The sequence below is a fragment of the Microbacterium amylolyticum genome, assembly GCF_011046975.1.
Lineage (GTDB): Bacteria > Actinomycetota > Actinomycetes > Actinomycetales > Microbacteriaceae > Microbacterium > Microbacterium amylolyticum.
In genome coordinates this window covers 49,581-68,235 of record NZ_CP049253.1, presented here as the reverse complement: position 1 = coordinate 68,235, position 18,655 = coordinate 49,581, and the positions used below count along the sequence as shown (strand labels likewise).

The following is an 18,655-nucleotide window of genomic DNA, read 5'->3' as shown; positions in this document are numbered from 1 at the left end:
AAAGGAAGGCAGCGGGCCCTTCGGAAGCTCCGCAGGGGCCCGATCAAAGTCCCAACTCAGCGGGACAAACGCTTTGCAACTGATGCTAGATCGGAACTCGTCTGCCAAGCCAGATCCGAAGCGGCGAAGGTAAAACTCTTGGTCAGAAGGCCTTTTTTAGACATTGAACCTGAATTCAACCGAGTTCCGGCACATACCAACCTCTCATAACCCGGCGACTCCCCCGAAGCGTCGTCCCTCTCCTGACCCTGCGAATACCAAGCCTGACGAGCGAGGAAGCAACCCAGGTTGACAACTCGCCACTTAGCAACATAGGTTGACGGCATGGAGTCTCCACGGATCGCAGCAGTAGCAGCCGATACCAGCGACCCGAAAGCAGGATTGCGGGCCGTAGCGTCGTTACGCGTGCTCGCGGACACCTTGGAACTTCGGCAGGTCGAGGCCGCGTTGCGTTCGGGCATGAGTTGGCAGGAGATCGCCGACGCGCTCGGAGTGACGCGACAAGCCGCCCACAAGAAGCATTCCAAAAGAATTGACCCCGCGATCTCGCCATCCAGGAGGAACAGATGAACAGACTCGTCCGCGCCGCTCAGACCAGCCAAGCGCTTTCCCTGGCCGCCATGGAGGAAGCATCCCGGCTCGGGCTCCGCGAAGCCGACATCGACCACCTGTTCCTCGCATTGGTCATCAACGACCAATCCGCCGGCCGCGCACTGCGCGAGCTGGGTATCGACCTTGATAGCGCCCGTCTCGCCGTGGAGGCACAACGTGATGCACAGCTGACCTCACTCGGCATCGAGGCGTCGTTCCCCGAGGCCGGGCGCATCGTGTTCCATGAGACGGATGGGTACGAGTGGACTCGTCGCGCTCGGGACCTCATCGCGAAGTCCAGCAGCAAAGGCAAGCCAGGCGACGCTGCCGCCGTTCTCCGGGAACTCGTCGCAGAACCCAGCGGCCTTATCACCGGTATCCTCGGCCGCCTTGGCACGACATCCGATGCTCTCATCGAACGCCTCGATCGGGCCGACTCGCCCTCTATGAAGTCCATGCCCGTCTCAGCAAAAGTGAAGGGGCGGACCACGGGAACGACTGAGAATTTCATATCCGCACCACTGGACGAAGTGTGGGCGTTCCTCACAGATCCCGCACGTATCCCCGAGTGGGAGCCGAGCATCGGCACTCTCGACCAGACCAGTCAAGAAGCGAAGCCGGGTACGGTCTGGGAGGGCACGGCACCCGCAACCTATCCAGACGGCAAGCCTGTGAAGATCAAACCTCAGTTTCGTCGACGCAGTGTTGAGCTCATCGCAATTCACCGACCGGACAGGATCGCATGGAGCTTCGGCTATCCCGACGTCGCGCAGAGCACTTCGGTTCTGACTGAATTCGCCTTGGCGAACGCGACCGGTGGCACACAGCTGCGGATCACTAGGTCTTGGTCGCGACGCCGAGGGTGGCGAGGACTTGTCGCATGGCCGCTGCGTCCCATCCAGAAGTTCCTGGTGTGGATCACCCTGTTCCAGACTGGCAGCGCGATCAGCCGAACATTTCGCTAGCCCCATGCTGCGGCGACTCGCCTGCTGGTCGCACGTAGATCGAGTGCCCGGATCTCCCTGTGGGAGATCCGGGCACTCGAATCAGATGTTGAGGCGGAACGCGACTAAACGTTGAACCGGAACTCGACCGCGTCGCCACGGCTGGGAACGCATGCACGCCTCACCGGGCCAGACCGGTCTCAGGGCTACGGTCCCTCATCGCGCATGGCCGACTCAGCTGCCTTTCCGCTGGTCATCCAGCACCTGTTCCATCTCATCCGAAACCTCGTCCAGGAGGACCTGGAAGCCGGGCTCCTCGAGGGGGAAGTGGCCGCAGCCAGGAAGCATCACGACCCGGGTCTTGCCGTGAAGCCGACCAAGGTAGTCGAGGCTGAGCTCCGGCGTAGTCCAACGATCCTCCACCGGATGCAACAGCACGACCGGTGGTCCTTGGTATTGCTCGGGTGGAACAGCCGGACCTGCCTCGAGGAAGGAGCGGTACCAGCCCACCGGCATCGCGCCACCACCGCCGCGCCGGTCGGTGAGCACTGCATGACTGAGGTCAGGGTCGTTCGAAATCGCAGACATAGGGGTCAGCAGGCGGACCGGGATCCGTAGATTCGCCGCTGGCCCCCGAGCGAACCGCAGCAGTGGCAATCCCAGCCGCGCTATCCACGGGGCTCGCACGATGGCGGCCGCGATGCCCGGCCGAGTCGGGTCGAGCAGGCAGGTCGCGATGACCCGCTTGGCCAGTCCGGTCACTGCAGCGGTGTCGACCGCGAGGGCACCACCCATGCTCGCCCCGACGACGACAAGTGGCCGCTCGTCATGCTCGCGACCCACGAGATCGACGAGCACCTGCTGCCAGTCGCCATAACTGACGCTGCGGCGTCCACGCCGCACCCGGACCGTTCGCCCGTAACCGGGCAGATCGACCACCGTAACCCGAGCGCCCAGGCGACTCAGGTGTGCAGCGTAGGGCCACATCGCCGCCGCGTTCCCTCCCGCCCCATGGACCAGCAGCATTCGGACCGGAGCCGCCGGGGCGCCCACGTGCTCGATGTGCAGGTCCCACGAACCACCCCCGTCCGGCGCATCCCACCTCCACGACGAGGCCACCCGCCGCACTGGTGCAGGGGTGAGGCGCGCGAAAGGCTCGTACCGGCGGTCCGTGGTGTCAAGTCGACCAGCTCGTGCCGGTGGCACCTTCGCTCGACTCTTCGAAAGCGCCCCATTCATACCCGCAATGTTACGGGAGTGCCCGGTGTCAGGGACTGATGCGCAGGTAGGTGGGTCAGAAGCCTGTATTAGACATTGAACCTGAATTCAACCGAGTTCCGGTACGGACCAACCTCAGCGGCCGCTGGGTCGCAACGGCCCGGTCTGATCGCGGGACAGCCAGTGATGGAGCACATCGGTCCACTCGCCGAAGGCGTCAAGGTGGGCGTCATGGCTGCCGTCGGCCAGATCTACTCTCTCCGTTTCGGGCCTGCGCCGGACCAGTTCGTCCTTATCGGCATCGCTGAACATCCCTTGCTTTGCGAAGACCGCGAGCGTCGGAACCTGCAGAGCCTCCCACTCCTGCCAGCGCGGCTCATGGACGGCCTCGATCGTGCGCTGCATGACCGAGGCATCGAAGCGCGGCACCAGGCCATCATCGGTCTGAAGAAGGTCGGCCACCCAAGCATTGACGATCGCGTCGTCACCGAGGAACCCCCGCGCGGCAGCTTCGTCTTCGAACGGCACCGGCCAGGACTCGAAGTAGCTGCCGAGTCCGGCAGCCTCTCCCGGATCGCCGTTGCCCGCCACGTGCCCTTCCAGCATCACGAGCCCCTCGACCAGGTCTGGCCTCGCCGCCGCGACAAGGAACGCGGTGTGGGCTCCCATCGACTGCCCGACAAGCGTCGCCCGCCGCCCAGGGACGAGTTCCTCAATCACTGCGACGACGTCTCCGACGAAGGCATCGCGCGACAGATCATCGGGAAGCCGCGTGCTCGCGCCGTGCCCCCGCTGGTCCACGAGCAGGACCCGATGGTGCTGCAACGCTCGCGCCGTGCGCAGCAACTCCCGCGAGCTCCCGGCAAGCCCGTGCAGCAGCACGACGACAGGGCCGTCGCCGCCGAGGTCGGTGACCGCGATGCAGACGCCTCCGGGGCGTTGCACGACGCAGCTGGTCACGCGACCTGTAGCGGCGCGATCGCCGCGATCTGCTCACCCGCTGCGTCCTCGGCGCGGTCGAGCTCATAGTGGCTCTGCAGGTTGATCCAGAACTCGGCCGACGTGCCGAAGTACCTCGCGAGCCGCAGCGCCGTGTCTGCGGTGATCCCCCGCTTGCCGTGCACGATCTCGTTGATCCGACGGGGCGGGACGCCGATCGACACGGCGAGCTTGTTCTGTGTGATGCCGAAGCCCTCGATGAAGTCCTCCATGAGGACCTCACCCGGGTGAATCGGCTCGATCCTGTCAGTGGTAGTCAACGATCTGCACCTCCTCTGGTCCAGCGTCGGTCCACACGAAGCAGATCCGCCACTGGTCTTTGATCCCGATGTGCGCTGACCGGCTCGATCACCATTCAGCGCCTCGAGCCGATTACCGGGTGGGACGCGAAGGTCATCGAGCACCGCCGCAGATCCCACCTGGCGTAGCTTGCGCAACACGACTCGATGGATCCTCGGATCGATCGAGCGCACGCGCTCACGACGCCACAGCCGTTCGGTCTCCTTGCTACCGAACGATCTGATCACGCGACCGGGGTATACCGCGGGCCGATAATAGCGCTAGACGTTGAACCTGAACTCGGCCGAGCCTCGCACGGACCAACCTCTGGAATTCGGCGACTGATGCACCCGACAGGCGGGGATCTCGTGGCACCGGGCTCTTCCTGGTTGACAGATCACACCACAAGCACGGTCACCGGTCCCTCATCAGGAGTCGGAGGCTCGAAGTGATCGAAGTACCTTGCGGCGGTCGCCGTATCCAGAGCGAAATCGTCGCTGTGTGAGCGTCTGCGCGAGGCCACACGCCGTAAACACGTCTCACGGTCAGTCGAAAGGTAGATCGTCTCAGGAACCACCCCGAACGGTTCCAGCACATGCCTCCATTTCTCCCTCATGGCACGCGACCAGAAGGAGAAGTCGAGCACGACCTCACGTCCATCTTCGACGAGATCCACGAGACGACGTCGGAGCTCGATCTCGATCTCGCGATGCGCTTCATCTGTCAGCGGCATGTGTCGGATGCCCCTGCCCCAGGCCTCTTGATCGAACGAGAGCCGAACGAATCCGTCTGCCTCCATCCGACGAGCGACGGTCGACTTGCCTGACCCCGCCGGTCCGCACATGAAGACGACCCGACCCATGGGTATCAGTCTACGGACATACCCCTGGCCGACTTGTTCGACCGCACCGATGGCGTGTCCACGGGAAGCGGCTCGCGCCCGAAGACCAATCCGCGTCAGGACGAGCCTGCCCGAACCCGTCCAGGCGCGAGCGGCATGCTCAACTCGGACGCATGGAGGCAGTAATCCATCTCCCCGACGTCGATATCCACGACGCTCGCGCAGCCGTGTTCCCCGTGCGGATGGGAGTTCCGCTACACGTTGAACCGGAACTCGACCGAGTTCCAGCACACTCCAACCTCACGCAGTGGACATCGGTAGCACGTCAGTGTCGGGGATCGGATCGGAGCGTAGTCGACCGTACGTCGCGACGTCGATGCGGTCGCCGGTGATCAGGAACTTGCCGCGTTCGGTCCCTTCACGGACGAAGCCAGCGGCATGGGCCACAGCCTCCGAAGCGGGATTATTCGTGCGATGCCCGAGCTCAAGCCGTTCCAGTCCACCGCTTTCGAGCGCCCAGTTAGCGACTGTCGCTGCGGCGCGCGAGGTCCACCCCCGACCACGCCCATCCGCGTGCATCCAATAGGAGAACCACCCATTTCGGTTCGCCTCGTCGACGCCGATGTTCACGAGACCGAGGAGTCGATCGTCGATACAGATGGCCCACGGCAACTGCGCAGATGCGGCCGAGAGCAAACGGGATACGTACCGTTCTGCATCTTCGAGCGTCGTCACATCACCCTGTCGCTGCATGTCGATGTTCGAGGCGAACGCCTGGTGCACATAGCCGGCATCCTCCGGACAGAGGGTTCGAAGGACTGGTGAGACCGATTGCGTCATGAGGCCCACCGTACAGAAACTCGTCGACACCGAAATCTCCCGGGCCCTATGACCGAGTGGCCCTCACATCCCGAAGCAGGAACACCTGTAGAAGACGACGAGTCCCCGCCGAACACGAAGATCGGCGGGGCCCGCAGGGTCAGCTCAACTCACATTGAAGCGGAATTCCACCACGTCCCCGTCCCGCCGCCGTTCAGCACGGCTGAGCATCGTCCGCGCAAGAACAGCACCGGTCAAGCCCGCCATAACCGCGATGCCGATGAACATGTACAAGTAGCCAGCACCACCGGTCACGGCAGCCACAACTCCGAAGGCGAGCCACAGCACCGCCGCCCCGGCACTCGCGCCGACGGTCCCGATGAGGACGCGCGACGCGCTCGGTCGTCCGAGTTGCCGGTCACGCAACCAGATCGCGGTCACCCCGCCCGCGCATGCTGTCAGGCCCGTCCCGATACCGAGACCCGCGCCCAGAGCGATCCAATAGAAGAAGCCTCCCCAGCCAGCCTGTGCGCGGTAGTCCGCGTTCCCGGTGAGGTACAGCGCAAGCCCGCAAAAGAGCCCGAGCATCGCTGATGCAACAATCGCCAACCCGAGGGTTGCCCGATAACGCCGCCAGATCATGCTCACGCGCTCAATCCCAATCCATACCGCTAACTGTGACGGAACTCCACCGAGTTCCGGCACGGACCAACCTCGGTCGTTCGGGCTCCGCAAACCTTTCAGAGCTCCGCTCTCATGGCGATCGAGCCATTCACGACGAAACCGGCCTTTTCGTAGATGCCTCTTCCGTCGTCCGTGGCCATCAACTCGGCGCGCCGCACACCGGTCTGGCGCGCCCATTCCAGCACAGCCTCGAACGCCGCCGAGCCGTGTCCGTTGCCACGATATGACGGAAAGGTGCAGACATTGTTGATGAGGATGTCGCGCCCGGTCGGGCACGTCGGGGACGGTGCTGCGTCACGAATCGCACCGACGGCCGAAGCCACGACCACGCCATCACCCTCGACCACGAAGATCCCGAAATCAGGGTGGTCCAGTCGCGCCTCGAACCAGTCATGAACCGCAGCGCGCCAGGATCCTCCGGATGCATCAACGCCCATCGCAGCGAACATCTCGGCTCGCAAATCCACAAGCGCCGCAACGTCTGCCGCCATCGCGCGACGAACCCGCATGGTCATGCAACCTTCAGCGGCGTGATCGCCGCGACCTTCTCGCGCAGCGTCCGCCGCAAAATACGCAGTTCATAGTTCGACTGCAGGTTCATCCAGAACTCCGCGGACGTGCCGAAGTATCGTGCCAATCTGATGGCCGTGTCCGCAGTGATCCCCCGCTTGCCGTGGACGATCTCGTTGATCCGACGCGGCGGAACGCCGATCGACACCGCCAGCTTGTTCTGCGTGATCCCGAAGCCCTCGATGAAGTCTTCCATCAGGATCTCCCCTGGATGGATCGGCTCGATCAGGTCGGCCTCAGTGATAGTCGACGAGTTCGACATCTTCTGCACCTCCATCTATCCACACAAAGCAGAGCCGCCACTGCGCGTTCACTCGGATGCTGTGCTGACCGCGACGGTCGCCGGCCAGTTGCTCCAGACGATCCTTGGCGGGATCCGGAGGACTCCAGTGTATGACGGAGCCCGTCAATAACGCTAGACGTTAAAACGGAATTCCACCACATTCCGTAGCTGAATAACCTCTACGTCGCGGGTGACTCGTGGGTAGTCGTAGCCCGGTCACGTGCGTTCGTCGGATCGCACCATCAGTCCCTCGAGTCGCGTCGTTGGCAAACGGCCGGTCACCTATCGCTTCAGCGTGACTGCCACTTGTACGCCGAGTTGGGTGAAACCCAATCGCTGTGCGAGTCGGCGGGATGCCTCGTTTCCCTGACGACTGCGCCACTGTGCGACCAGACCGATCCCCAACGCCTCCTGCGTCGCTACAGCTGCGGTGGCATAGGCGAAGCCCGCCCCTCGGTGCGCCGGACTTGCGAGGACCGCCATCTGGGCGAGCTCCGAACGCCAGCGTTTGAAGCCTGCGACCGCAGCAGGGCTCCCGGCCGGAGCCATCGCGGTCCACTGGCGTTCTGTTTCCTCGATGCCGCTCTCTTGCCACTCGGATGCGCTCACTTGACTCCGCAGGGTGGCCATATCCTCCGGCCCGGAGGCACAAGCACCGATCCGCGTCAGCCGTGGACTGCTGTCGGCGAAGAGAAGGTCAGCGCTACCGATGGGGTCAGCGCCTGCAGGAAGCATCCTCGCGAGAGCGGCTGCATCAAGGAGCGACTCTGGGGGTGCGTGACGAAGCAGCTCCACGTGTTCCGGAGGTGCAGCCGCGAAACCGTACCCTTCGACACGCACGACAACGACAGCCTCGATATCCGCCCGTTCAACGAAGACCCACTCATCCTTGCGGATGTCCTGGGCAGGCACACCGATCACGCTCGCCCACCCCGACACAATCCGACGCCGAGCGGTGTCAGAGAGTGGCTCGGAAACGGAGTTCATCTGTCCACTCTAGGGTGTTTGCAGTTGAACACTTGCGGGCCGAGCGAGTCTGTCTGGAAAGACCACGAGCAGCCCCTGAACCGCCCCCTGCGCTGAGCTCGAGGGGGCTATACGTTAAAGCGGAACTCCACCGCATTCCGGCACTGAGAACCATTACGCGACGTACAGTGCCTCAGCGCTTTCTCGCGGCGAGAAGCTGCGATCGAACTCGATCTCGTTCGGCACCCACACCTCGCGCCACAACCGCGAATGGTCACGACCGAGCGCCTCGTCCCGGCGCATACCGCGTTCTTGCGCGGTCTCGAGATCGACGTCGACCCAGATCTTCAGATCCAGTGCCGGGATCGCTTCGGGGTGGAAGAGTCCGATGAGATCCACCAGGAGAACATCCCCTGTGGGTACCGGCTCAGGCTCCCCGAGCGCGCGAAGCGTCCAGTCGAAGCGCCGAAAGGTGCCGTCACGTTCATCACGGAACGGCCTGAGCACCTCGTCGACGAGCCGACCACGTTCGACCCCGGCCCAGTCGCGCGACCGATGATGCGATCGCGACGGATCCAGGAAGTCGTCCCCCCGCAGTCTGACCATCGTCGACTCGCCCTCGGCGATGCTCCGGACCAAGGTGCTCTTCCCCGAACCCGCATACCCGGACACCCCGACCACGATCGGCCGCCCAAGGCTCCGGTGCGTTCGCGCAATGAGGGCCTTCGTTTGCTCGACGCTCGACAACGTATCCGCTCGAGCCATCACGCGACCTCCAGCGGCGTGATCGCGGCGACCTGGTCACGCAGTGCCCGGCGCTCGAGCCGCAGCTCGTAGTTCGACTGAAGGTTCATCCAAAGCTCCTCAGAGGTGCCAATGTGTCGCTGCCGCAGCTAGCTGAGCTCATCATCAGCACAGCAGCCGAGCCCAGCAATATGCTGCCTCCTCTCATCGTTTGGGTCCTTTCAGCAGATGTATTCAGCAGTGAGGGTTCGCTTGGAATTCGCGAGATCCACCAGGGTAGTCGGGAGGGCAAGGCAAAGCCGCACTACGGGCCGATAGTCTCAATACCCGCCGCATAGTAAGGCCTACAGATGGGCTCTAGGACCCAGATCGGGCTCAGTCGCCCGGGCGGATCTCCACCCGACGGTTCGCTGCATAGGTGGATGAATCCTCCGGATCTTCGGTCACAGCCGGCTCGGTTTCGCCAAACCCTTCGACCGTCATCTGCAGATCAGGGCGTTCCTTCGCCAGAGCATCTGCTACCGCCTGGGCGCGGTTCTCCGAGAGCTCCTGGTTATCGAAGTCGAACAGGTCCCGATTCACCGGGTTGGAGTCGGTATGACCGTGAACCGCAATCGAAGCGCCCTCTGGGATCTCTTCCACCAGTGCAGCGATCGTCTCCCCGGCGTTCTCCGGAAGGTCCCATTTGTTCGGGCTGAAGAGAATATCCGTCTCTAACGTGATGCCTTCTTCGGCGTCCCATTCTTCGCCCCCGAGGTGGGTGATCCACATCTGCGGATCATGATGGGTAGTCCACATTCGCAACAGGTCTTCTGAGAGGCTGGACTCCCACTCTGCATTCAGCTGATCGGGGATCTCTTTGTCCCCCACCGCCGGTCCCTGCTCAACAGCGGAAGCGGTAGAGACTGCGGTAACCGAGAACCCCAGGATCAGGAGACCGGATAAGCCTGAACGCACCAAGGACCGGTTCATCGGATGACCTCCACATCCTCAAAGGGAGGCAGATCCAGCTGTGGCAGCTCAACGTCGATCACGTCGATCTCATCCTCCGGTGCAGGCAGGAAGCCCCACCAGACGAAAGGCTCGCCGGAGGTCATCTCGGCATCCTCAACGTCACGAGCCCACTGAACATGACCATCGAGGCCTGGGCTGCGGTGAGGGCGGATCACCTCGTATTTGACGTAATGCTGTCGGTCGATCAGCTGAGGAGCCAACTCCAGATTACGCCAGTCCTGCCCACTGGTCTCGAGATTGTGCAGCGCGTAGTAATCCAGTGTCTCACCGTCATACTCCGGGTAAAACACCAGGGCTAAACGCATCACCTTGTCCTGCACCTCCACCGGGTAGACGTCCAGGGTGATCTCGCCACCGGGCGCACCCGGGGTGGGGTACGTCAGAGTGGAGTCGGGTTCGCCGAGCTCAAGCTCTTCAATGAAGTCCAGCCGCACTTCCTCAATCGAGTCATCGCTCTCAAGGCCTTCGGCATCCCCGTCGTCGTCAGAGTCAGTACCCTCGGAAGCGTCCGTCGCAGTTTCAGCGGATTGATCGTCCTCGGCTGGCTCAGGTGCCACCTCGGTCTCTAGTGAAGACTCTGCAGTTTCTGCTCCTGATTCTTCCTCGGCTGTACCCTCTGCGGCGCAGGCACTCAATACGAGCACCCCAACTGCTGCCAAACAGGCAGAATTTCGTGCGAGCCGCGTCATCTTCCGTTCCCTTTCTGAACTCCAGTTACTGCACAAACGCCCCCCGCGCCAGAGATTACATTATGGCGCGAAGGGGCCTACTACGCCCGAAGGGCGTGAGGAACGAACTGGTGACAGGTGTGGTTTAGGCCGCGAGGGTGAGCGGCTCGGCCAGCTTGGACTCGAACTCGATGGGGGTCAAGCCGCCGAGGGAGTCCTGGGCTCGTTGCCGGTGGTACTTCCGCTCGATCCAGACGACGATGGCGAGCCGCAGATCCTGCCGGGTGGTCCACCGCTGCTGGTTGAGGACGTTGGTCTGCAGGAGCGACCAGAAGCTCTCCATAGCTGCGTTGTCGCCCGCGGCGCCGACTCGGCCCATCGAACCGACCATGTCGTGCCGGCGCAGCTCCCGGGCCATGGCGCGGCTTCGAAACTGGCTGCCCCTGTCGGCATGCAAGATGCATCCGGCGACATCGCCGCGGCGGGCGACGGCGTTGCGGAGTGCGTCGACCGCGAGCTTCGAGGTCATCCGGTCGCTGATCGAGTACCCCACGATCCGGTTTGAGAAGACGTCTTTGATCGCGCAGCAGTAAAGCTTGCCTTCGGTCGTCGTGCGGTGCTCGGTGATGTCGGTGAGCCAGACCCGGTTCGGGGCATCGGCCCGGAAGACGCGTTGCACGTGGTCGTCGAACACGGGTGGGCCGGCCTTCTTGCCCTTCCCGCGCCGGCGGCGTTGCGCGGAGGAGAGGATCCCAGCCTGCGAGCACAGCTTCCACGCCGTCCGGCGACTCATCCGCCACCCTGCGCGGCGTGCTTCGTCAGCGAGGTATCGGTAACCGAACGTCGGGTCGTCCTCATGCGCGTCGTGGAGGGCGTTGATCCGATACGCGCGGAGGACGTCCGCGTCGCGGATCGGGTCATTGCGCCACCGGTAGTAGGGCTGTCTTGCGAGCTTCAGGACCCGGCACGACACCGTGACGGGGATCCCCGCCTCGGCGAGCTCGGCAACGAGCGGGTACGTCATTTTGGGGAGCCACCCAGTTTCAGGTTCGCCTGCGACAGATATGCCGCTGCCTTCCTGAGGACTTCGTTCTCCTGCTCGAGGAGACGGTTACGGCGGCGCAGCTCTCGCATCTCGGCGGCCTCGTCTGCCGTCTGACCGGGACGCTTGCCTTCCTCGACATCTGCTTGGCGGAGCCAGTTCTGCAGCGTCGCCTCGCTGACTCCGAAGTCAGTGGCGATCTGCTTGATGGTGACGCCGCTCTCACGGCGGCGGGCAACCGCGACGACGTCTTCGCGGAACTCTCTCGGATAGGGACCGGGCAAGATGACATCCTTCCCGCCAGCGCCTCCCGGCACTAACGATCAGTTGTCACCGATCCGTTCCTCACGCCCCAGCGACGAAGGTGCCAGTCCAAAGGAAAAGCGCCGAACCCCGCAGCGGGATCCGGCGCTTGCACAAGACGTTAAAGTGGAACGCGACTAAACGTTAAACCTGAACTCCACCACGTCGCCGTCCTGCATGACGTAGTCCTTGCCCTCCATACGCACCTTGCCCGCGGCCTTGGCGTCGTTCATCGTCCCGCACTCGTCCAGGTCGGCGAAGGAAACAACTTCTGCCTTGATGAAGCCGCGCTCGAAGTCCGTGTGAATGACTCCCGCGGCCTGCGGCGCCGTCCATCCGGTGCGGATCGTCCACGCGCGCGCTTCCTTAGGGCCCGCCGTGAGGTACGTCTGCAGCCCCAGAGTCTCGAAGCCGACACGCGCCAGCTGGTCGAGGCCTGACTCTTCCTGTCCGAGAGACTGAAGAAGCTCGAGCGCCTCTTCCTTGTCGAGGCCGATCAGCTCGGATTCCACCTTCGCATCGAGGAAGACGGCCTTTGCCGGGGCGACAAGCGCCGCAAGCTCAGCCATGCGCGTCTCGTCGGTGAGGACTCCCTCATCGACATTGAAGACGAAAAGGGTCGGCTTTGCCGTGAGCATGCCGAGTTCCTTCACGGGCGTGGTGTCGAAGCCCGCTTGGAACAGCGTCTTTCCCGTCTCGAGGATCTCCAGTGCGTCCTTCGCCGCGGCGAGAACAGCCGGGTCAACCTTCTTCCCCTTGACCTCCTTTTCGAGGCGAGGAATCGCCTTTTCGAGGGTCTGCATGTCGGCCAGGATCAGCTCGGTGTTGATGGTCTCCATGTCGCCGGCAGGATCGACCTTGCCATCGACGTGTGTGACATCGGAATCGCTGAAGCCGCGCACAACCTGGGCGATGGCGTCGGCCTCACGAATGTTCGCGAGGAACTGGTTGCCAAGTCCTTCGCCTTCGCTGGCGCCACGAACGATGCCGGCGATGTCGACGAACGACACGGGCGCGTAGAGGTTCTTCTGCGACCCGAAGATCTCCGCCAGGCGATCGATGCGGGGGTCCGGCAGCTCCACCACCCCGACGTTCGGCTCGATCGTCGCGAACGGGTAGTTCGCCGCGAGCACGGTGTTCTTGGTGAGTGCGTTGAAGAGCGTGGACTTGCCAACGTTGGGCAGTCCCACGATTCCGATAGTCAGAGCCACGAGAGACGAGTCTACGCGTGAGACGTCTGAAGGAATGTCAGGGGTGGCGTTGAGACTGGAAAGCATGGATCCTCTCTCGCTCATTCTCATCGTGGTCGCGCTCGCTGTCGGCGTGGCCGTCGGGTGGTTCGCGCGCGCTGCCCGTGTTACCGAGGGCGCTGCCGAACTCGCTGCCGCGCGCGCCGAAGTCGCCGGGCTGCGCGATGCGTTCGCCCGCCAGGAACGCCTGTCACAGGAAGCCGCCGAACGGGAGCGCGCGGAACGCGCCGAGACGGCGCAGCGCAACTCGCGTGAAAGTCAGATCCTCACGGCCCTCTCCCCGGTGCAGGAGAGCCTGCACCGGATGCAGCAGCGCGTCGACAACATGGAGCGCGAGCGGCGCGAGCAGTTTGGGCAGGTAGCAGAGCAACTGCGCAGCGCCCAGGTAATCGACGAACAACTGCGCCAGACAACCGAGTCCCTCGCAGGTGCGCTGCGTTCTAACCAGGCCCGAGGGGTCTGGGGAGAAACCCAGCTCCGCCGCATCGTCGAGCAGGCTGGCTTGATCAATCGCGTCGACTTCGATGTCCAGGCGGCCATCACCTCGGATGCGGGGGCGGGGCGTCCCGACATGCTCATCCACCTTCCGGGGCACACGTCGATCGCCGTTGATGCGAAGGCACCGCTCGATGCGTTCCTCGATGCCATGGCGATCCCCGAAACCGCAACCGGTGACGACGCGGCACGCCGCGGTGATCTCATGAAGAAGCACGTCAAGGCGGTGCGTTCCCACATCGACGCCCTGTCCAAGAAGAGCTACTGGGCAGGCCTCAACTCCAGCCCCGAGTTCGTGATCTGCTTCATCCCAAGCGAGTCTGTTCTCTCCGCGGCCCTCTCGGAAGACCCGGGGCTCCTCGAATACGGGTTCTCCAAGCGCGTTGCCCTCGCATCGCCCGTCAATCTGTGGGCTGTTCTCAAGACCGTTGCCTACTCGTGGACGCAACAAGAAGTCTCGGAAGAAGCCAAGTCGCTGTTCGACCTCGGCACACAGCTCTACGACCGCCTCGGATCGCTCGCCGGACACACCGACGGAATGCGCCGAGCCATCGAACGCACGGTTGACGCCTACAACGGCTTCGTCGGCTCGCTCGAATCACGCGTCCTCGTCACGGCACGCAAATTCCCGGGAATCGACCCGTCCAAGCTCGAACAGACCGCATCGCCGGCCACGATCGACCGCCCGCTCCGCCGCACAACCGCGGAAGAGCTCCTCCCCGCGCCCGACGATGCAGTCGCTGCCGGCACGACGCCTAACTAGGCAGGAACGTCAAAATCCCCAAAACGCTACCGACGACAACGACAAAGCCAATGATCGGCGCCCACAAGCTGGGCTCCTGACCGACGGGACGCCGCACCCGGAACAGCACGTCCGGCCGGCGCGCCGGATCCTGCGCGTCTGCGACAACCGCACGCGCGCCATCGGAAGGTGTCTGCTCACTACTGCCGGCCATGATGCCGATTCTCTCACGTCGACCGCTCAAGATTTGGTCGACGTGAGAGAGACGGATCAGTTCACAGCCACTTCGACTCGAGGTGATCACTCGAAACACGACGCATCGTGCCCGAGTGCCCGCGAAGAACCACGCTCTCGGTGTACAGGTACCCGGCATGACGCTTCACACCCGCGACAAGAGCGCCGTCGGTCACACCGGTCGCGACGAAAATCGTGTTGGAACCCTTCACCATGTCATCGGCTTCGAGCACCGCATCCATATCGAGGCCGGCGTCGATCCCCCGCTGTCGCTCAGCATCATCGCGCGGCCACAGCTTGCCCTGAATATGACCGCCCAGCGCCTTGATCGCACACGCGGTCACGATGCCCTCAGGGCTACCGCCGACGCCAACACACATGTCTGTTCGTGCATCGTGGCGCGCCGCGTTGATGCCGCCGGCGACGTCACCGTCCGACATCAACCGTGTTCCCGCGCCCGTCGCACGAATGTCAGCAATCAGCTTCTCGTGACGCGGGCGGTTCAAAACGGAGACCACCATCTCCTCAATCGGCTTCCCGAGAGCTGCAGCGAGACGGCTGATGTTCTCGGCGATCGGCAGACGGATGTCCACGACGCCCACGCCCGCCGGCCCCGTGACGAGCTTGTCCATATAGAAAACGCTCGACGCGTCCAGCATCGTGCCCCGGTCGGACATCGCGATAACAGACAGAGCGTTATTGCGCCCCTCGGCCGTCAGCGTCGTCCCGTCAATCGGGTCCACCGCGATGTCATACGACCGACCGCGGCCCGTCCCCACGTGTTCGCCGTTGAACAACATGGGGGCGGAGTCTTTTTCACCTTCGCCGATCACGACGACGCCGTCAAATTCGACGGTCGACAAGAAGGCGCGCATTCCGTCAACGGCAGCGCCATCTGCGAGCTCCTTCTGCCCACGTCCAATAAACGGGGACGAGCGAATCGCGGCAGCCTCCGTCGCGCGCACCAGCTCGAGCGCGATGTTTCGGTCCGGCTGCAGCGGAATCAAATCGGACGGGTCGACGATCTCGTGATCAGCGGTCATGCGAGCACGGTATCTCGACAACAGCGCAAAAATGGGCCCCAAAGCACCCCGCGGCCATGAAGGAATCCTGATTCTTGCGAAAACGACATTTTGTGGCCAGATGACGCAGTGAAACCTCCATTTCCTGCTCGCGCCGCGAGGAATATAGGCTGGGGACACCCGTCGCCGTTCGCTGCGTCGGGCACATCTGACTTTCGATTCGAAGGAGTCGTCAATGCCGGTCGCAACCCCGGATCAGTACGCCGAGATGTACGCAGGCGCGAAGGCAGGCGCATTCGCCTTCCCCGCCATCAACGTCTCGAGCTCGCAGACCATCAACGCAGTCCTTCAGGGCCTCACGGAGGCCGGTTCCGACGGCATCCTCCAGGTCACAACGGGCGGCGCAGACTATTACGCAGGCCACACCCAGAAGGCACGCGCAAACGGCGCGATCGCCATGGCGCAGTACGTGCGTCAGGTCGCGAAGAACTACCCCATCACGGTGGCCATCCACACCGACCACTGCCCGAAGCCGGCGCTAGAAGACTTCCTTCTCCCCGTCCTCGAGGCCAGCGAAGAACAGGTAAAGGCCGGCGGCGAGCCGATCTTCAACTCGCACATGTGGGATGGTTCGGCCATTCCGCTCGACGAGAACCTGGAGATCGCCAAGCAGCTCCTCCCCCGCACCGCGGCCATCGGATCGATCCTTGAGGTTGAAATCGGCGTCGTCGGCGGCGAAGAAGATGGTGTCACACACGAGGGCTCCAACGACGCCCTGTACACGACCGTCGCCGACGTCACACAGGCCGTCGAAGCGCTCGGTCTGGGCGAAAAGGGCAAGTACCTCTCGGCCCTCACCTTCGGCAACGTCCACGGTGTGTACAAGCCGGGCGGCGTGAAGCTCCGCCCCGAGCTCCTCGGTGAGATCCAGGAAGGCATCGCCGCCAAGTTCGGCACGGCGGAAAAGCCGCTCGACCTCGTCTTCCACGGCGGATCGGGCTCCACCGACGAAGAGATCGCGATCGCTGTTCGCAACGGTGTCGTAAAGATGAACATCGACACCGACACCCAGTACGCATTCACGCGTGCAATCGCCGGGTACATGTTCGAGAACTACGACAGCGTCCTGAAGGTTGACGGCGAGGTCGGAAACAAGAAGAAGTACGACCCGCGCGCCTGGGGCAAGATCGCCGAGACGGCCATGGCCGCTCGCGTTGTCGAGTCCACCAAGCAGCTCGGCTCCTACGGCCACTCGATCAGCGCGTAACACCTGCTGAGATCACACGAGCCCCGGACCTTTTCAGGTCCGGGGCTCGTGTGATCTCAGGCGCGGCCTAGTTGAGCTCGATCCCCTGCAAGTCGACGATGGCCTGCATCACGTTCGGGTCCTGAACAAGCGCAATCGACAGGACAATTGCGGCCGCAAAGTTGAACACCACTCCGGCGAGCAGTGCCACCCACCACGTGGATTTTCGTGCCACGCTGCGCTTCCAGCAGAGCCATGTCGTGGCGGCCCAGCCTCCGACGAGGACAATGACGGCGAGCGTCCCCGCTGACCGCATTCCGGACGGATCCGACAGCGTCACGTCAAGCCCGACGAGGCCCACCATCCCGTACGGGTCGGTGAACAGCGAAATCGACGACAACGACGAAAACAGTCCGTAGGCAAGGAGCGCAAACGTGACCACCCGGTCGACGAGCTGACGCGTCGAGATCTTGCCAGTGTGTGTCGGGGCGGGGGTCGCGGGCGAATCCTGCGGGATCAGCGCGGGATCAACAGGCGGAACCGGCGGCGAGTAACGCGCGCGATCATCCGCCGAGGCATACTCGCCGTAGTTCGGGCGGGTGTCGTCGTTCATGCCGCGCACCCTCGCCCACCACGCGGAACGCCTGTGCGCAGTTCCTTCGGCAACGAGAAGATGAGGTCTTCTTCCGCTGTTCGCACCTCTTCGATATCGGCGTATCCGGCATGCGCGAGCTCGCGCATGAGCTCCTGAACGAGAACGTCCGGAACGCTGGCGCCGCTTGTGATGCCAATCGTCTTGACGCCGTCGAGCCACTCCTGGCGAACCTCGTCCGGGTAGTCGATTCGATACGCGGCCTTGGCGCCATACTGCAACGCGACCTCAACAAGCCGCACGCTGTTGGAAGAATTCGCCGACCCGACAACGATCACGAGGTCGGCATCTTTCGCCACCTTCTTGATGGCAACCTGACGGTTCTGCGTTGCGTAGCAGATGTCGTCAGAGGGCGGGTCCTGCAGATCGGGGAATCGCGCGCGCAGCCGATGAACCGTTTCCATGGTCTCGTCAACGGACAGCGTCGTCTGCGACAGCCACACAAGCTTCGACGGGTCGTCAACCACGATCGTGTCGGCTTCTTCCGGGCTGTTCACGATCGTGACGTTGTCGGGGGCCTCACCGGCCGTTCCCTCAACCTCTTCGTGACCCTCGTGGCCGACGAGCAAAATCTGATAATCGTCGCGAGCGAAGCGAACGGCCTCGCGGTGCACCTTCGTGACAAGGGGGCAGGTCGCATCAATGGCCTGAAGCCCACGCTCGGCAGCGGAATCGACGACCGCCGGAGACACACCATGGGCGCTGAAGACCACGTGTGCGCCCTCTGGCACCTCGTCGACTTCCTCGACGAACACGGCACCCTTCGACTCGAGCTCGCGAACGACATGAATGTTGTGCACGATCTGCTTACGCACATACACCGGGTCGCCGTAACGCTCAAGCGCCTTCTCGACCGTGATGACAGCGCGGTCAACACCCGCACAGTATCCACGCGGGGCAGCAAGAAGAACCTTCTTTGCCCCGTCGACCGGGATGTCCTGGAGGCGCTCCCGCCGCGAGGGAATGCGGGGAAGGGGCAGCGAGACAGCAGTTGCGCTCATGTTCCCAGCCTACGATGCGCTTCCTCTGCCCTCGCCGAATACGCTGAA

At 63.4% G+C, this 18,655-nt stretch carries 23 protein-coding genes and 2 pseudogenes; 4 read left to right on the top strand and 21 right to left on the bottom strand.

The genetic code is table 11. The features are described from left to right. Positions 1-324: 324 nt before the first annotated feature. A complete protein-coding gene (locus G6N81_RS12630; protein ID WP_165131506.1) occupies positions 325-570 on the top strand; it encodes a hypothetical protein in 246 nt (81 codons plus the stop codon). Next, positions 567-1,556, top strand: coding sequence for an SRPBCC domain-containing protein (locus tag G6N81_RS00375; protein ID WP_165131503.1), 990 nt, complete (start codon positions 567-569; stop codon positions 1,554-1,556). Before G6N81_RS12630 ends, G6N81_RS00375 begins: the two co-directional genes overlap by 4 nt. A gap of 213 nt (positions 1,557-1,769) precedes the next feature. Here G6N81_RS00375 and G6N81_RS00370 read toward each other — a convergent pair whose 3' ends face one another. From G6N81_RS00370 to ychF, 17 genes and pseudogenes are all read right to left on the bottom strand, one after another. Next, positions 1,770-2,522 carry an alpha/beta fold hydrolase gene (locus G6N81_RS00370; protein ID WP_210007957.1) on the bottom strand — a complete coding sequence of 251 codons (753 nt, stop codon included), beginning with the start codon at positions 2,520-2,522 and terminating at the stop codon, positions 1,770-1,772. A 366-nt stretch (positions 2,523-2,888) separates the two neighbouring features. Next, complete coding sequence (locus G6N81_RS00365) at positions 2,889-3,713, bottom strand: alpha/beta fold hydrolase (protein ID WP_206527877.1); 825 nt, start codon at positions 3,711-3,713, stop codon at positions 2,889-2,891. Continuing rightward, positions 3,710-4,012: a HigA family addiction module antitoxin gene (locus G6N81_RS00360; protein ID WP_044496365.1), complete on the bottom strand. Its 303-nt coding sequence runs from the start codon at positions 4,010-4,012 to the stop codon at positions 3,710-3,712. The genes G6N81_RS00365 and G6N81_RS00360 overlap by 4 nt, the downstream gene beginning before the upstream one ends. Further along, positions 3,999-4,279 (bottom strand): annotated as a pseudogene (locus G6N81_RS12865) (type II toxin-antitoxin system RelE/ParE family toxin). The gene G6N81_RS00360 and the pseudogene G6N81_RS12865 overlap by 14 nt, the downstream one beginning before the upstream one ends. A gap of 149 nt (positions 4,280-4,428) precedes the next feature. Further along, on the bottom strand, positions 4,429-4,893 hold the full coding sequence (locus G6N81_RS00350; protein ID WP_241244997.1) for a P-loop nucleotide/nucleoside kinase family protein: 465 nt from the start codon (positions 4,891-4,893) through the stop codon (positions 4,429-4,431). A gap of 279 nt (positions 4,894-5,172) precedes the next feature. Further along, positions 5,173-5,712, bottom strand: coding sequence for a GNAT family N-acetyltransferase (locus G6N81_RS00345; RefSeq protein ID WP_165131494.1), 540 nt, complete (start codon positions 5,710-5,712; stop codon positions 5,173-5,175). A 144-nt stretch (positions 5,713-5,856) separates the two neighbouring features. After that, positions 5,857-6,339, bottom strand: a complete 483-nt coding sequence (locus G6N81_RS00340) for a hypothetical protein (RefSeq protein WP_165131491.1) — start codon at positions 6,337-6,339, stop codon at positions 5,857-5,859. Positions 6,340-6,431: 92 nt separating this feature from the next. After that, positions 6,432-6,890, bottom strand: coding sequence for a GNAT family N-acetyltransferase (locus G6N81_RS00335; protein WP_165131488.1), 459 nt, complete (start codon positions 6,888-6,890; stop codon positions 6,432-6,434). After that, positions 6,887-7,207: a HigA family addiction module antitoxin gene (locus G6N81_RS00330; RefSeq protein WP_165131485.1), complete on the bottom strand. Its 321-nt coding sequence runs from the start codon at positions 7,205-7,207 to the stop codon at positions 6,887-6,889. The genes G6N81_RS00335 and G6N81_RS00330 overlap by 4 nt, the downstream gene beginning before the upstream one ends. Beyond that, positions 7,182-7,259 carry a hypothetical protein gene (locus tag G6N81_RS12815; protein ID WP_277602645.1) on the bottom strand — a complete coding sequence of 26 codons (78 nt, stop codon included), beginning with the start codon at positions 7,257-7,259 and terminating at the stop codon, positions 7,182-7,184. The genes G6N81_RS00330 and G6N81_RS12815 overlap by 26 nt, the downstream gene beginning before the upstream one ends. A 251-nt stretch (positions 7,260-7,510) precedes the next feature. Further along, the gene (locus tag G6N81_RS00320) at positions 7,511-8,215 is read right to left on the bottom strand and encodes a GNAT family N-acetyltransferase (protein WP_129590763.1); all 705 of its coding nucleotides are present in this window, start codon (positions 8,213-8,215) and stop codon (positions 7,511-7,513) included. A gap of 153 nt (positions 8,216-8,368) precedes the next feature. Then, the gene (locus G6N81_RS00315) at positions 8,369-8,959 is read right to left on the bottom strand and encodes a uridine kinase family protein (RefSeq protein ID WP_241244996.1); all 591 of its coding nucleotides are present in this window, start codon (positions 8,957-8,959) and stop codon (positions 8,369-8,371) included. After that, positions 8,959-9,078 (bottom strand): annotated as a pseudogene (locus tag G6N81_RS00310) (HigA family addiction module antitoxin); the annotation flags it as partial. The gene G6N81_RS00315 and the pseudogene G6N81_RS00310, both read right to left, overlap by 1 nt. A gap of 235 nt (positions 9,079-9,313) precedes the next feature. Continuing rightward, the gene (locus G6N81_RS00305) at positions 9,314-9,910 is read right to left on the bottom strand and encodes an OmpA family protein (RefSeq protein ID WP_165131479.1); all 597 of its coding nucleotides are present in this window, start codon (positions 9,908-9,910) and stop codon (positions 9,314-9,316) included. Further along, positions 9,907-10,641, bottom strand: coding sequence for a hypothetical protein (locus tag G6N81_RS00300; protein WP_165131476.1), 735 nt, complete (start codon positions 10,639-10,641; stop codon positions 9,907-9,909). The genes G6N81_RS00305 and G6N81_RS00300 overlap by 4 nt, the downstream gene beginning before the upstream one ends. 124 nt (positions 10,642-10,765) lie before the next feature. Further along, a protein-coding gene (locus G6N81_RS00295; protein ID WP_378730867.1) for an IS3 family transposase occupies positions 10,766-11,946 on the bottom strand; the annotation gives its coding sequence in 2 pieces (ribosomal slippage) (positions 10,766-11,677 and positions 11,680-11,946; 1,179 coding nt in all). A gap of 156 nt (positions 11,947-12,102) precedes the next feature. Next, positions 12,103-13,176: a redox-regulated ATPase YchF gene (gene ychF, locus G6N81_RS00290; RefSeq protein WP_165131473.1), complete on the bottom strand. Its 1,074-nt coding sequence runs from the start codon at positions 13,174-13,176 to the stop codon at positions 12,103-12,105. Between the two features lie 64 nt (positions 13,177-13,240). Between ychF and G6N81_RS00285 the strand changes: the two genes are divergently transcribed. Then, complete coding sequence (locus G6N81_RS00285) at positions 13,241-14,473, top strand: DNA recombination protein RmuC (protein WP_165131470.1); 1,233 nt, start codon at positions 13,241-13,243, stop codon at positions 14,471-14,473. Here G6N81_RS00285 and G6N81_RS00280 read toward each other — a convergent pair. After that, positions 14,466-14,666: a UDP-N-acetylmuramyl pentapeptide phosphotransferase gene (locus G6N81_RS00280; RefSeq protein WP_165131467.1), complete on the bottom strand. Its 201-nt coding sequence runs from the start codon at positions 14,664-14,666 to the stop codon at positions 14,466-14,468. The two genes, G6N81_RS00285 and G6N81_RS00280, sit on opposite strands and share 8 nt — an antisense overlap. 61 nt (positions 14,667-14,727) lie before the next feature. Next, positions 14,728-15,729 carry a class II fructose-bisphosphatase gene (gene glpX, locus G6N81_RS00275; protein WP_165131464.1) on the bottom strand — a complete coding sequence of 334 codons (1,002 nt, stop codon included), beginning with the start codon at positions 15,727-15,729 and terminating at the stop codon, positions 14,728-14,730. 214 nt (positions 15,730-15,943) lie between these two features. On the opposite strand from glpX, the gene fbaA reads away from it, so the two are divergent. Beyond that, on the top strand, positions 15,944-16,975 hold the full coding sequence (gene fbaA / locus G6N81_RS00270; RefSeq protein WP_165131461.1) for a class II fructose-bisphosphate aldolase: 1,032 nt from the start codon (positions 15,944-15,946) through the stop codon (positions 16,973-16,975). A gap of 67 nt (positions 16,976-17,042) precedes the next feature. Here fbaA and G6N81_RS00265 read toward each other — a convergent pair whose 3' ends face one another. Both G6N81_RS00265 and G6N81_RS00260 read right to left on the bottom strand, forming a co-directional pair. Next, positions 17,043-17,567 carry a DUF6264 family protein gene (locus tag G6N81_RS00265; RefSeq protein ID WP_165131458.1) on the bottom strand — a complete coding sequence of 175 codons (525 nt, stop codon included), beginning with the start codon at positions 17,565-17,567 and terminating at the stop codon, positions 17,043-17,045. Continuing rightward, entirely contained in the window at positions 17,564-18,607 is a 1,044-nt protein-coding gene (locus G6N81_RS00260) for a 4-hydroxy-3-methylbut-2-enyl diphosphate reductase (RefSeq protein ID WP_165131455.1), read from the bottom strand. Before G6N81_RS00260 ends, G6N81_RS00265 begins: the two co-directional genes overlap by 4 nt. Between the last annotated feature and the right edge of the window lie 48 nt (positions 18,608-18,655).